At 69.4% G+C, this 12,162-nt stretch carries 11 protein-coding genes; 5 read left to right on the top strand and 6 right to left on the bottom strand.

What is annotated here, in order from left to right; all coding sequences use genetic code 11:
• Positions 1-2 precede the first annotated feature (2 nt).
• The 3 genes from AC0685_RS07425 to AC0685_RS07415 are packed head-to-tail and all read right to left on the bottom strand — an operon-like array spanning position 3 to position 3,924.
• Positions 3-1,265 carry a class I SAM-dependent methyltransferase gene (locus AC0685_RS07425; RefSeq protein WP_478224799.1) on the bottom strand — a complete coding sequence of 421 codons (1,263 nt, stop codon included), beginning with the start codon at positions 1,263-1,265 and terminating at the stop codon, positions 3-5.
• Positions 1,266-1,291: 26 nt separating this feature from the next.
• Positions 1,292-2,677, bottom strand: a complete 1,386-nt coding sequence (locus AC0685_RS07420) for an FAD-binding oxidoreductase (protein ID WP_478224798.1) — start codon at positions 2,675-2,677, stop codon at positions 1,292-1,294.
• Between the two features lie 38 nt (positions 2,678-2,715).
• Positions 2,716-3,924: an SGNH/GDSL hydrolase family protein gene (locus tag AC0685_RS07415; protein WP_478224797.1), complete on the bottom strand. Its 1,209-nt coding sequence runs from the start codon at positions 3,922-3,924 to the stop codon at positions 2,716-2,718.
• A gap of 114 nt (positions 3,925-4,038) precedes the next feature.
• Between AC0685_RS07415 and AC0685_RS07410 the strand changes: the two genes are divergently transcribed.
• The 4 genes from AC0685_RS07410 (at position 4,039) to AC0685_RS07395 (ending at position 9,258) form a co-directional block, all read left to right on the top strand.
• Positions 4,039-4,410 carry an MmcQ/YjbR family DNA-binding protein gene (locus tag AC0685_RS07410; protein WP_478224796.1) on the top strand — a complete coding sequence of 124 codons (372 nt, stop codon included), beginning with the start codon at positions 4,039-4,041 and terminating at the stop codon, positions 4,408-4,410.
• Positions 4,411-4,529: 119 nt separating this feature from the next.
• Complete coding sequence (locus tag AC0685_RS07405; protein ID WP_340685656.1) at positions 4,530-5,696, top strand: sensor histidine kinase; 1,167 nt, start codon at positions 4,530-4,532, stop codon at positions 5,694-5,696.
• A complete protein-coding gene (locus AC0685_RS07400) occupies positions 5,693-6,355 on the top strand; it encodes a response regulator transcription factor (protein WP_340685655.1) in 663 nt (220 codons plus the stop codon). The genes AC0685_RS07405 and AC0685_RS07400 overlap by 4 nt, the downstream gene beginning before the upstream one ends.
• Positions 6,355-9,258, top strand: coding sequence for an AfsR/SARP family transcriptional regulator (locus AC0685_RS07395; RefSeq protein WP_478224794.1), 2,904 nt, complete (start codon positions 6,355-6,357; stop codon positions 9,256-9,258). Before AC0685_RS07400 ends, AC0685_RS07395 begins: the two co-directional genes overlap by 1 nt.
• Here AC0685_RS07395 and AC0685_RS07390 read toward each other — a convergent pair.
• The gene (locus AC0685_RS07390; RefSeq protein WP_478224793.1) at positions 9,230-9,670 is read right to left on the bottom strand and encodes a hypothetical protein; all 441 of its coding nucleotides are present in this window, start codon (positions 9,668-9,670) and stop codon (positions 9,230-9,232) included. The genes AC0685_RS07395 and AC0685_RS07390 overlap by 29 nt on opposite strands.
• A gap of 257 nt (positions 9,671-9,927) precedes the next feature.
• Positions 9,928-10,668, bottom strand: coding sequence for a carbonic anhydrase family protein (locus tag AC0685_RS07385; protein ID WP_478224791.1), 741 nt, complete (start codon positions 10,666-10,668; stop codon positions 9,928-9,930).
• Between the two features lie 243 nt (positions 10,669-10,911).
• Between AC0685_RS07385 and AC0685_RS07380 the strand changes: the two genes are divergently transcribed.
• Positions 10,912-11,397, top strand: coding sequence for a hypothetical protein (locus AC0685_RS07380; protein ID WP_478224789.1), 486 nt, complete (start codon positions 10,912-10,914; stop codon positions 11,395-11,397).
• A gap of 4 nt (positions 11,398-11,401) precedes the next feature.
• On the opposite strand, the gene AC0685_RS07375 is transcribed toward AC0685_RS07380, so the two are convergent.
• Positions 11,402-12,055, bottom strand: a complete 654-nt coding sequence (locus tag AC0685_RS07375; RefSeq protein WP_478224788.1) for a TetR/AcrR family transcriptional regulator — start codon at positions 12,053-12,055, stop codon at positions 11,402-11,404.
• Positions 12,056-12,162: the final 107 nt, after the last annotated feature.

The raw sequence follows: 12,162 nt of genomic DNA, 5'->3' as shown, positions 1-12,162 counted from the left end.
CGCTAAACGCCCCAGTCCGGCCTCAAGGGCATGCCCGAGTCACCGTCCGGGCCGACCTTCACCCCGAGCACCTGGTGCAGTTCGATCTCTCGCCGCTCGAAGGCGAGACGGCACGCGGCCATGTACAGCGCCCAGACGCGGCTTCGCCCGGCGCCCGCTTCGGCGACGGCCGCGTCCCAGTTCGCGTCGAGGTTGGCGCACCACGCGCCGAGGGTGGTGGCGTAGTGCTCGCGGAGGTTCTCCGAATGCCGCACCTCCAGCCCGCTGTCGTGCATCGCGGTGGCGATCTCCCCGACGGACTCCAGCTCCCCGTCGGGGAAGACGTATCGGTCGATGAACCCGCGTGACCGGTGCGCGACGGAGGTGTCCGGGTTGGTGATGCAGTGGTTCAGCAGACGCCCGTGCGGCTTCAGTTTCCCGGCGAGGAAACGGAAGTACGACGGCAGGTTGCGGGCGCCGATATGCTCGGTGAGCCCGATCGACGACACCGCGTCGAAGCCCGTTTCTGTGACGTCGCGGTAGTCGAGATGCCGTACTTCGGCCTTGTCCGCGAGCCCCTTGGCCACGATGTCCTTCTGCGCCCATTGCGCCTGCTCACGCGAAAGGGTCACGCCCAGCGCCTCGACGCCGTAGTTCGCGACGGCGTGCTCCACCATCCCGCCCCAGCCGCAGCCGACGTCCAGCAGCCGCATCCCCGGCCGGAGGCCGAGTTTCCGGCACACCAGGTCGAATTTGTGTGCCTGCGCCTCTTCCAGTGACGCGTCGGCGGACGGATACGCGGCGCAGGTGTAGGCCATCGACGGCCCGAGCACCATTTCGTAGAACCGGTTCGAGACGTCGTAGTGGTTGGAGATCGCGTTGCTGTCCCGCGCTTTCGAGTGCCGCAGCCCGTCGACCGTGCGCTTGAGGCGGCTCGGCAGTTCCTCCGCGGGCGGGGCGACGCGGCGCAGATGCGTGGGACCGAGTTTGCGCAGCAGCCACAGCCGGTCGGCGGCGCTGAGCTGATCGACCTGGGAGACGAGCGCGCGCAACGCCGTGTAGAGATCGCCGTCGACGTCGAGCGCGCCGGCGACGTAGGCACGCGCGAGACCGAGGTCCCCTGGGGACGACATCAGGTACGTCAACGCCAGCGGCGACCGCACCTCGATCGACACGGGTGCGCCCGCGGGCCCGCTCGTGCTGCCGTCATAGGCGGTGATGGACACTTCGGTGCTCGGGCCGAGCAACCGCTCGAAGATCTCGCCGACGGTCGTCGTCTCAGCCATGGTCGTCTCTCTTCTCCAGTCCCGGGTCACCGCCGCCGCACGCATTTCGCGTACAGGTCGAGCAGGCGGCCGTCGGGGTCGTAGGCCGTCTTCAGTTTCCGGTAGGCGTCGCCGTTGTACAGCTGCCAGAACTCGTCCTCGGTATAGAAACTGTCGGAATACAGAGACTTCCGCCCGCCGAGCCGGGTCACTTCGGCCTCGATCAGCCGATTGTGCGTATCCGGCGCCTCGCCGGGGTCCAGCGGGACCGCGGACCAGAACCCGAAGTTGACGTACAGCGTTTCGGGGTCCATTTCGTACAGCGGCGAGTTCACGCCGCCCGGCCGTTGCTTCAGCGGGCAGATCCACACCGGGCTGATCGGGATCTCGCGGCGGAAGAAGTCCAGGAACTCCGCCGCCCGCGAGAGTGGTACTTCGATGTCCTGGACGATGGTCTCTTCAGGGGGAAGCCCGCGCAGCTTGAGCAGTTTCGCGGCGATCCCGAACCGGCGGTCGAGCGCCACGACCTTCCAATAGACCGAAGACCGCAGCAGCCGCCTTCCCAGCAGCAGCCTGGGGAGCCGGTGCTGCACGCCGAACGCCCGCGAGCACCAGAACCAGTCCGTGTCCCAGCGCCACAGGTAGTCGCGGACGCTCAGATGATCCGTCTCGCGGGAGCGGATCGACTTGTAGTAGATGTCGAGCCAGGTGTAGTCGCTGGTCGCGGGCGCCGAGGTGGTGAACGTGCCGAGCGTCAGGTACTGCTCGCCCGGCCCGAAGACCGTTCCGTCGACGAAGTCGGCCGACCCGTTACGACAGGCTTCGCCGAGTGCCGCGAAGTACTCCTCGGTGTCTTCGTAGCGGACGTGGTCGAGCCGCACATACGGTTTGACCGGCTCCAGTTCGATCTTCAGCCGCAGCGCGTAGCCGAGCGTCCCGTACGAGTTCGGGAAGCCGTGGAACAGGTCGCTGTGCTCGTTGTCCGGCCGCGCGACGACGATCCTGCCGTCACCGGTGAGCAACTCCATCTCCAGCACCGACTCGTGCACGAGCCCGTTGCGGAACGAGGACGACTCGATGCCGAGGCCGGTGACCGCGCCGCCGAGCGTGATCGTCTTGAGCTGCGGCACGACCAGCGGCATCAGCCCGTGGAGCAGTGTCGCGTCCACCAGTTGCTCGTAGGTGACCATGCCTTCGACGTCGGCCGTACGCGCCAAGGGATCGACGTCGAGGACATGCGTGAATCCCGAGACGTCCAGCCCCGGAGTGCTGGTCGCCTTCCGTGCCCGGAACAGGTTCGACGTCCGCTTCGCCAGCCGGATCGTGCCGTGGAGATCGGCGAGCTGCGCGCGGAGCGTTTCCGCCCGCGCTTCGTGTTCGGCGAACCGGACCAGCCGCGCCGTCTCCCGGATACCGCTGTCGCCGCTCGCCATCTGTTCATCGTGCCCCACGGAACCGCCTGGCGCAGCCCTTATTCGTGCCGGAGCCGGTGCAGCGGGACGGCGTCCGCCATGGCGGTGAAGCCCTTGTCACCGGGATGGAGGTGATCGCCGGAGTCGTACTCGGGTTTCATCCGCTGCGGATCGGCGGGGTCGCGGATCGCCGCGTCGAAGTCGATGTATCCGTCGAAGTGCCTGCTGGTCCGGATGAACCGGTTCACCGCCTGCCGGGTCTCTTCGAGCTGCGGAGTGTACGAACCCCAGCCCTTCCACGGCGTGATCGTCGCGCCCAGCACCCGCAGGCCGCGGTCGTGCGCCCTCGTCGCGATCTGTTTCAGCGCCGAGATGATCTTGTTCGGATCGGCTTGGTGCGGGGTCTGCTGGATGTCGTTGATGCCCTCGAACACGATCGCCGTCCGCACGCCGGACTGGTTCAGGACGTCCCGGTCGAGCCTGGCCAGCGCGTTGACCCCGTAGTTGCCGCCGTCGAGCAGCAGGCGGTTCCCGCTGATCCCGGCGTTGAGCACGCCGAGGCGCGCGCTGATCTTGTCGGCGAGCTGGTCGGGCCAGCGCAGGTTCGCGCCCCAGGTCGAATTCGCCCCGTCGGTGATCGAGTCGCCGATCGCCACGACGCTGCCCCGCAACCCGGTGCCGCGGACGTCCACACCGGACACGTAGTGCCAGACCGCGGTCTTCTCCGGGAACGCCGCCGCCGACTCGTCGGCCGCCTTGTCGCCGTTCCGGGTGAAGTACGAGTTCTGCATCGCGAGCGGATGGTAGGTGACCGGACCCGACGGCGTCGGGGTGTAGGTGGTCACCAGGAGGTCGCCGTCCCTCGGCACGGTCAGCGCCGCGCCGTCGCTGACGATGTCGGCGCCCGGCGGCACGGTGACCTCGCGATCTCCGCCGAAGGTCAGCGTGCGCATCGTGCCGGGCACGGCCTGCGGGGTGTCCGGGCCCGCGGCGACCGCGACGGTCACGCGGCCGAACAGCACCGGAGTCCGGCCGAAGGCGTTGGACAGCCGCACGCGGACCTCGTGCCCGCCGGCGCTGGTGTGGACGATGTTGCGGATCGAGAAGTTCGGGTAGCCGTTGTCGGTCCCGGCCACCCCGGCCGCGGGCGCCGCCGCCCAGGTGCCCACCCAGCCGCTGCCGGCAGGGCTCCGCACTTGGGCTGCCGCGGCACCCGGCATCAAGCCCAGCACCAGGATTCCCGCGATGGCGAGATACTTCACGCGCATGTCGGTTCCGCCTCCACCCAGTCGGCTCCACTCATCGTCAAGGAATCACCGACAACCGGTCAACGCCCTGGACAGGACAGGTTTCTGTCGGAGGGGGCGGTTAGCCTGAACGCCATGACACCTGCCGCTCTCCGGAAGATCTGCCTCGGCTTCCCCGGCGCCCGGGAGGAGTTCCCCTTCGGCGAGGACATCAGCGTGTTCAAAGTCGCGGGCAAGATCTTCGCGCTCGGCCCGCTCAAGGCGAAGCCGCTGCGGATCAGCCTCAAATGCGAGCCGGATCTGGCGGTCCGGCTGCGTGCCGAGCATCCGGCCATCGTCCCCGGCTACCACCTGAACAAACGGCACTGGAACACCGTCGAGCTGGACGGCTCGCTGACCGACGACTTCGTACGGGAGCTGACCGAGGACTCCTACGACCTCGTCGTCGCGGGCCTGCCGAAACGAGAACAGGAGAAACTGAACTGGGTCGCGCTCAGCCAGGAATGAGCGCCGGGGTTTCATCCGGATTTCATCCGACCGTGCTCGTCCGGCCTCCTACCGTGGGCGGAGACGGGTGCCGCCCGCCGCACGATGACGCGCTCAGCGGGACTTCCTAGGCTGATGCCGTGCTGGAGATCTTGCGGGACCGGTTCCGGGCACGGGTGCAGGCGAGTCTCACCCGGGCCGGGCTGACCCTGCCGTGGTGGGGGGCGTTGTGCGCGAGCGCCGTGAGCTTCGTGTTCACGGTGGTCGCGTTGGTGCAACGGGACGCCCTGCTACCGCCCGAGCCGATCGCGCTGGCCGGTCTGATCGTGATCGCGCCGTCGGTGATCTGGGTGGTCACCGACTGGATCATGCCGTGGGTGCGGATGACGGCGCTGATCATCGCCGCCTCGGTGCTGCTCATCGAGCCCGTGCTGCCGGATTTCGCGCCGTTGCTGCTGCTGGTCGCGGCCACCGAAGCGGGCAGTGTCCTGCGGACGACGTGGGGCATCGCCCTCGTCACCATCGTGGGCGAAGCGGTCTTGGTCGTGGCGGGGATCTGGGGCGGGCTGATCGGCGGGCCGGTGTACATGGTCGCGATCCTGCTCGGCCTCAGCGGCGGGCTCATGGTCCGCTGGTACACCAGGGTGCTCGACGCCGAACGCGGCAACCGTGACGCTTCCCGTGACAAGGCCCTGCTCGCCGAACGCCAGCGGATCGCGCGTGAGGTGCACGACGTCGTCGGCCATTCGCTCAGCATCACGCTGCTGCATCTGACCGGCGCCCGGCACGCGCTGCAGCAGGACCGCGACGTCGACGAGGCGATCGAAGCGCTCACCGAAGCCGAGCAGGTGGGACGGGCCGCGATGGCCGACATCCGCCGCACGGTCGGTCTGCTTGCCGATTCCCCGTCCGGCAGCGCCCCGCTGCCGGGGGTGGAGGACATCGCGACGCTGGTGGAACGCACTCGCAGCGCCGGACTGGCGGTGCGCTATACACAGGAAGGCGACCTCGGCCGGGTAGGCGCCTCGGAAGGATTGGGCCTCTACCGGATCGTGCAGGAATCACTTGTCAACGTCGTCAAGCATGCCCCCGGCGCGACCGCGGAGGTCCGGCTGAACGCCGGCCGTTCGGGGTTGAAGCTCATCGTCAGCAACACCCTCCCCGCGACCGTCCGGCGCGCGGCGGAGGACGGTTCGGGACTGGCGGGGATGGCCGTCCGCGCGGCCCAGCTCGGCGCCGATCTCAGTGCCGGGCCCAGCGGCAGGCAGTGGATCGTGCAGGTCACCGTGCCGGGCGGCAAGCCGTGACCGCCGCCGAGATCCAGGTGCTGCTGGTCGACGACCAGGAGCTGGTCCGGTCCGGGCTGCGGCGCATCCTGCGGCGCCGCGACGGGTTCGTCATCGCGGGGGAATGCGGCGACGGTTCGGAAGTTCCGGCGGCGCTGGCCGCGCACGAGGTCGACGTCATCGTGATGGACCTGCGGATGAAGAACGTCGGCGGCGTCGAGGCGACCAGGCGGCTGCGGCGGTCCGGCGGGCATCCGCCGGTGCTCGCGCTGACCACCTTCGACGACGACAACCTCTTGGCCGACGCGCTGCGGGCGGGCGCGGCCGGGTACGTCCTCAAGGATTCCCCGGCCGAGGACCTGATCCGGGCCGTGCGGGCGGTCGCCGCGGGTGACGCGTGGCTCGACCCCGGTGTCACCGGGCGGGTGCTCGCCGCGTACCGGCAGGCCGCCGGGAACGGCAGTGGCGGACGCTCACCGGAGCTGCTGACCCCGAGGGAGCAGGACGTGCTCAGGGCGATCGGCCGCGGGCTGACCAACGCGGAGATCGCCGCGACGCTTGTCATTTCGGAGGTGACCGTGAAAAGCCATATCGGCCGGATCTTCACCAAACTCCAGTTGCGGGACCGGGCGGCGGCGATCGTGTACGCGTTCGACCACGGGATCGTGGTGCCGGGCTGATGCGCAACGATGGGGGGATCATGCCGGACTCGCGACTTCGCTTCGAACTGCTCGGCCCGTTGCGGGCCTGGCACGGGGAGACCCGGCTGGATCTGGGGCCGGTCCGGCAGCAGGCCGTGCTGGCCGCGCTGCTGCTGCGCCCGGACGTGACCGTCAGCCACTACGAACTCACCGACGGGCTCTGGGAAAAGCCGCCGGAGTCCAACGTGCTGCCGGTGTACGTCCGGCGGCTGCGGCAATGCCTGGACACCTCGGGCCAGAAGCCGCGGGACTCGGTGATCGTGTCCGATCGCGGTGGCTACCGGTTCGCCAGCGGCGGGGTCCGGTTGGACGTGGTCCGGCTGGAGGAGGTCGCCGCCGTCGCGGCCGCCGCCGAGGAGTCGGGCGACCTCGTCGCCGCGGTGGACACCTTCGCCGACGCGCTCCGGCTGTTCCACGGCGAGCCGCTGACGGGGCTGCCCGGCGCGTTCGTCCAAGGCGAGCGGCGACGGCTGGAGGAACGCAGACTTCTGTTGCTGCGCCGGAAACTGCGGGCCCAGCTGAAACTCGGGCGGTTCGACGAGGTGATCGGCGAGCTGTCGGCGCTGGTGTCCGCCGACCCGCCGAGCGAGCCGCTGGCCGCGTTGCTGATGCGGGCGCTCTACGGCGGCGGGCGGCAGGCGGAGGCGCTGGAGGTGTTCACCGACGTCCGCGAGCGGCTGATCGAGCAGCTCGGCGTCGAGCCGGGTGAGGAGCTGCGGCAGGTGCAGGATGCGGTGCTGCGCGGCGACGAGACGCTGCTCGGTGTCGCGCCGCGCCGCGAGCCGTCTCGCCGGATCCGCAACGAACTGCCCGCCGTCAACGGCGAACTCGTCGGCAGGGACCGGGAACTCGCGCTGCTCGTCGAAGAGGGGGATCCGGAGTCGGTCTCGGTCGACGCCGTCGACGGTGTCCCCGGTGCCGGGAAGACCACCCTCGCGGTGCGTGCGGCCCACCGGCTCCGTGAGTCCTATCCGGACGGTGCGTTGTTCGTGGATCTCCACGGTTACACCGAAGGCCGTGAGCCGGTGGCGCCGGAGCGCGCGCTGCGGCGGTTGCTCCGCGCGGTCGGGGTCGAGGACGGGGCGATGCCGGACGATCTCGACGAACTGGCCGCGTCGTGGCGGGCGGCGACCGCGCAGCTGCGGTTGCTGCTGGTGCTCGACAACGCCGAGTCCGCCGGGCAGGTGCGGCCGCTGCTGCCGTCCGGGCCGGGCAGCCGCGTGCTGGTGACCAGCCGTCGTCGTCTGTCCGGTTTGGACGCCGACCGCCGTATTTCACTCGGCGCGCTGGGCCTCGATGCGGCCGAGCGGCTGCTCAGCCGCATCGTGGGGGCGCCGAGGGCGGAAGGGGAGCGGTTCGCCGTGCGCGCGCTCGCCGGGCTGTGCGGTCGGCTGCCGCTCGCGCTGCGGATCGCGGGTGCCCGGTTGCAGAACCGTCCGATGTGGACGTTCAAGGATCTGGTCGACCGGATGTCGGACGACGAGCGCAGGCTCGGCGAACTGACGGCCGAGGATCGCAGTGTCGAGGTGGCGCTGCGTCTGTCGTACGACCAGCTGCGGCCCGCCGAGCAGACCGCGTTCAGCGTGCTCGGTCTGTCGCCGACGACCGAATTCGACCGGCTGTCGGTCGCCGCCCTGCTGGACTGCTCGCCCGCCGAAGCCGAGCGGCGGCTGGAAAGCCTGGTCGACGCCAGCCTCGTGCAGGAGCCCGCGAGCGGACGCTACCGACTGCACGATCTGGTGGCGGTCTATGCCCGGCGGCTCGCCGGGGAGATGCCCGAAGGCGCCGCCGAAGCGGCTCGGAAACGGGTTTACGGGCTCTACCTCAGTGCCGCTCGACGGGCGAGTGAGTGGGGTGTCGCGCGATTCCCGGTGGAGACCGGAGGACCGTTCACCGGGCAGCGTGACGCTTCCGCCTGGCTCGACGCGGCCGGCGACCTGCCGGAGGTGGTGTCACAAGCGGCCGAAGCCGGGCTGGCCGACCTCGCCTGCTCGGTCGCCGAGGGCCTGGTCGACTATCTCGCGCGTCAGCAGCGGTACCACGAATGCCGGACGGCGTTGCAGGTCGCGCTGCCGCTCGCGGAACAGGCCGAAGACGAACGCCTGGTCTCGTCGTTGCGGTTCTGCCTGGGCTACGCCTATGCCATGCAAGGGCAACTCGACCGGGCTCGTGGCTGGTTCGACGACGCGCTGCGGGCGGGCCAGGCATCGGGCGACCGCGGAGTGGAGGCGCGGGCGCTCGGCGGGCTCACCATGGCGGATCTGATCGCCGGGCGGCACGATCTCGCCATTTCCGGGATGCGGCGGGTGATGATCCTCGCCGAGGAGGTGGGGGACCGCTGGCTCGCCGAACGGTCGCTGTCCGCCCTGGGGTATCTCGCCTACCTGCAGGGCGAGCACGAAGAGGCGCTCGTCCACCTCGGCCGCGCTCGTGAGCTGAGCGAGGAGATCGGCAGTCCGGGGATGCTGGCCAGGGTGCTGTGCCACTGTGGCACCGTCCGGCTGGAGACCGGCAGGTTCGCCGAAGCCGCGCTGGATCTCCGGCGCTCCGTCGAACTCGCCGAGGAGACCACGGACGGGCTGCTGACCGCGACCGCTCTCGCCCGCCTGGGCGCCGCGGAACTGGAGCTGGGGAACCTCGACGCGGCGTTCGAACTCCAGCGGCGGGCGCTGACGGCGGTCACCGAGGAGACGATCGTCGGGATGGAGTCCGAAATCCGCAACCGGCTCGGCCGCACCCATCTCGCCGCGGGTGATCCGGTGGCGGCCAGGGAACACTTCGAGTGGGTGCTCACCACCATCGGACCCGACGGCGATTCCCTCCAGCGCACTCTCGCGCTGGAAGGTCTGGACCTCACCAGACAGTCGGTACGCCGCCGTTGATGATCGTGAAGCGGTGCCCCGCCATGCTCGTCCGCCAGCGCGCGAAGTAGGCGTCGGCCGCGTCGGCCAGGTGCACCCCGGCGCGGACCTCGTGGACGACGCAGGCCCATTCCGCGCCGTCGCACAGCACCAGTTCCCGCGGTGCCCCGCGCTTGCGGAGCACGGAAGAGCAGAGGGCGCCGCGCCTGCCGACGTTGCCGTCGTCGAGGCAGCGACGGAGGTCTTCGACGGCGTGGGCGGCCGTCTCGAACAGCGTCCACCGGTACTTCGGCGACGGGCGGCCGTCGGCCCACGGCGTGGAGAACGCGGCCCAGCTCCAGCCCGGTCCGACGAGCCGGTCCCGTTCCCAGGGACTCGACGAGTCGTCCCTGGGCAGCACCATGTTGTAGGGGGTCCGGCTCGCCGGGCTCATGCACGTCTCCTCGTGGACCACCGGTCCGCGGCCGCGGATCCGTGCCCGGAACCGTAAAGCGGAGCCATGAAATCCCGATGAAACGAGACCTGACCGATCGGTACTCGGACCCGCGTGACCTGCTGGCGTGGCCGGTCACCAAGGTGGTGAAGGCCTCCTTCCCTACCCTCAAGGTAGGCAAGGAGGCCTTCACGGACCCAGCCCCCGGGATCAACCGCAGGCACTGAGACACCCTTGGTTCTAACCGTCATTACCACTCACGAGCTCTGCGGTACGACGGTCAACTTCCGTCCGTTGAGCGGCTGTGGCTCGCGGGCGTTGCCGTCGCCGAACAGCCCCCGGAACCGCGCGATCGTCGACGGCGAGACGGTCTGCTCGGACATCAGGAACCACTGCACGCCTTCGGAGAACGGCGCCGTGGTGAGCGAGCCTTCATACCGGAGTGTGCTCCTGTTCCGCGGCAGGAGCGTGTCGAGGTCGAAGTCCGCCAGCGCCACCGGTTCGCCGCATTCCGGTGCGAGCGTCGCCAGGACGCGATCCACCGGCGACCCGGTGCCCGCGCGCAGGGGAACGCCGATCACCAGCAGTTTCCCGGCGGCGCCGCGGTGCACGAAATGCATTTCCAACGGATCGGCGCGGCCCTGGAAACGGTGCTCCGACGGAGTGTGGAAATGGAACTGTTCGAGTTCGTAGCGGACCCCGGCGAGCGTGACGTGCCCGGTGCCCGGCCGGACCACGGCCTCTTCGGTTTCTTCGTGATTCCTCGTGCCGCAGCCGTTGGTGTCCGAGGTGTCCTTCCGGATGTATTCGAGGTCGAGATCCGAATGGCCGTAGGAGATCTCCAGCTTCGGCTGAGCGGGATCGAACCTGATGGCGCCAGGGGAGATGTCGACCGGGCTCTGCGACGGCTGACGCGATTGGGCGGTACCGCCCGCGGCGAGCAGGAATCCGGTGAGGACGAGGGGAACGACGAATGCGGTAAGGCGCCTGCGCGTCACGCTCTGAACCTTTCGAGGACCCGGACGAACTATGATCATCCGGACAAATTCGGCCGCACCCGATGTAGTGGCACGGACGAGAAGAACACATCTTTTTCCTGCGCCGAAGAATGCGCAAGCCCCCTGGTCGGGCCAATTTCCGACATATTCTCTCCTTTCGTGCGAAACGGAGTGTGATTCGTGCGGGCGTTCCCCGAGATGGTCACTGTGCGCATCTGGCCGGACACCCGTAGTCTTCGGCAAGTGCCGATCTTCTCTGTGCTTCTCGCCCTGGTGGCCCTTTTCCCCGCCGTGGACCCGGTTTCGCGAACCGGTGCCTGTGCGGGAACCGAAGGGGTGACCGTCGCGGTCGGCATGGCGGCCGGAGTGCTCGTGCGATGCGTGCCCGGCTCACCCGGTGACGCGCGGACCGCGCTCGAGCGTTCCGGGCTCGCGGTACGGCTGGGGAGCGGAACCGGACCGTATGGGGATTCTCGCTACGTCTGCGCCATCGAAGGTCTTCCTGGCGACGATGCCTGTGCCGGTCATCGGCAGGGCGCGCCGTTCTGGAAGGTGTGGCGCGTCGGGCTGGATCCCGTCGCGTGGCGCGAATCCGGCACCCAGGGCGGGCCCGGCGCGGTGCGGGTCTGCCCCGGCGGGCTCGTCGGGTTCGGTTTCGGGACTTCGCAACCGGCGGTGGCGCCGCAGCAGGTCGTGACCACGCCCGGCTGGCTCCCGCCCCGGTGCTGAAGGATCAGTTCGCCGGGACGATGAGCGAGGTCATCACCTTCGGGATCAGCTCGCTGACGAACCGGCCGTCGGCGGGGAGTTCGCTGCCGTCCAGCAGGTAGTTCTGCAGTCCTTGCTCGTAAAGGGCGACCAGGACGAGCACCGCGTCGTCCGCGGAGATCGTCAGCCGCCTGCCGATCCGGTCGAGCGTGCCGACCAGGATCGCGCCCAGTTCGGTGTGGAAATGCCGGAACGCGGCGCCGATCCGGTCGCGGATCTCCGGCTGCCGCAGGCCCTGCGTGCGGAATTCCGCGCACAGCAGGTACCAGTCCTTGTCCGCGTTGAGCGCGACCATGAACAGTTCGGCGATCCGTCCGAGGGTGGGGGAGAGGTCTTCGTGCACGCCGACGGTGGCCTCGCCGAGCACGCTCTCCGTGGCCTCGCGGAACCGTTCGAGCCGGAGGGTGTTCTCCTCCTGGAACAGGGCGAGGAAGAGGTCTTCCTTCGAGCTGAAGTTCGAGTAGAAGGCGCCGCGGGTGAAGCCGGCGCGTTCGCAGATCAGCTCGACCGGGGTGTCCCGGATGCCGCGTTCGGAGAAGGCCTCGTATGCCTCGTCGATCAGCCGTCGGCGGGTATCCGCCCGGCGCCTGGTCATGGTGGCGCCCCGCTCCTCGGTCATCTCGCCATTCTTTCGCATCGGCCCGGTTCACCCGGCTGTGGGACAGGATACATCGTGAATCGGATACACCGTGCATTACGATACGCCATGTATCCAACGACTGCCGG

The sequence above is a fragment of the Amycolatopsis sp. NPDC043889 genome (genome assembly GCF_056435645.1).
The sequence above is the reverse complement of the archived record's forward strand: the minus strand, read 5'-3'. Positions and strand labels throughout refer to the sequence as shown.

Coding starts and splice junctions, on each gene's coding strand:
- AC0685_RS07375 (WP_478224788.1), bottom strand. CDS start 12,055: ATGACCGAGGAGCGGGGCGCCACCATGACCAGGCGCCGGGCGGATACC.
- AC0685_RS07395 (WP_478224794.1), top strand. CDS start 6,355: ATGCGCAACGATGGGGGGATCATGCCGGACTCGCGACTTCGCTTCGAA.
- AC0685_RS07420 (WP_478224798.1), bottom strand. CDS start 2,677: ATGGCGAGCGGCGACAGCGGTATCCGGGAGACGGCGCGGCTGGTCCGG.
- AC0685_RS07425 (WP_478224799.1), bottom strand. CDS start 1,265: ATGGCTGAGACGACGACCGTCGGCGAGATCTTCGAGCGGTTGCTCGGC.
- AC0685_RS07390 (WP_478224793.1), bottom strand. CDS start 9,670: ATGAGCCCGGCGAGCCGGACCCCCTACAACATGGTGCTGCCCAGGGAC.
- AC0685_RS07415 (WP_478224797.1), bottom strand. CDS start 3,924: ATGCGCGTGAAGTATCTCGCCATCGCGGGAATCCTGGTGCTGGGCTTG.
- AC0685_RS07410 (WP_478224796.1), top strand. CDS start 4,039: ATGACACCTGCCGCTCTCCGGAAGATCTGCCTCGGCTTCCCCGGCGCC.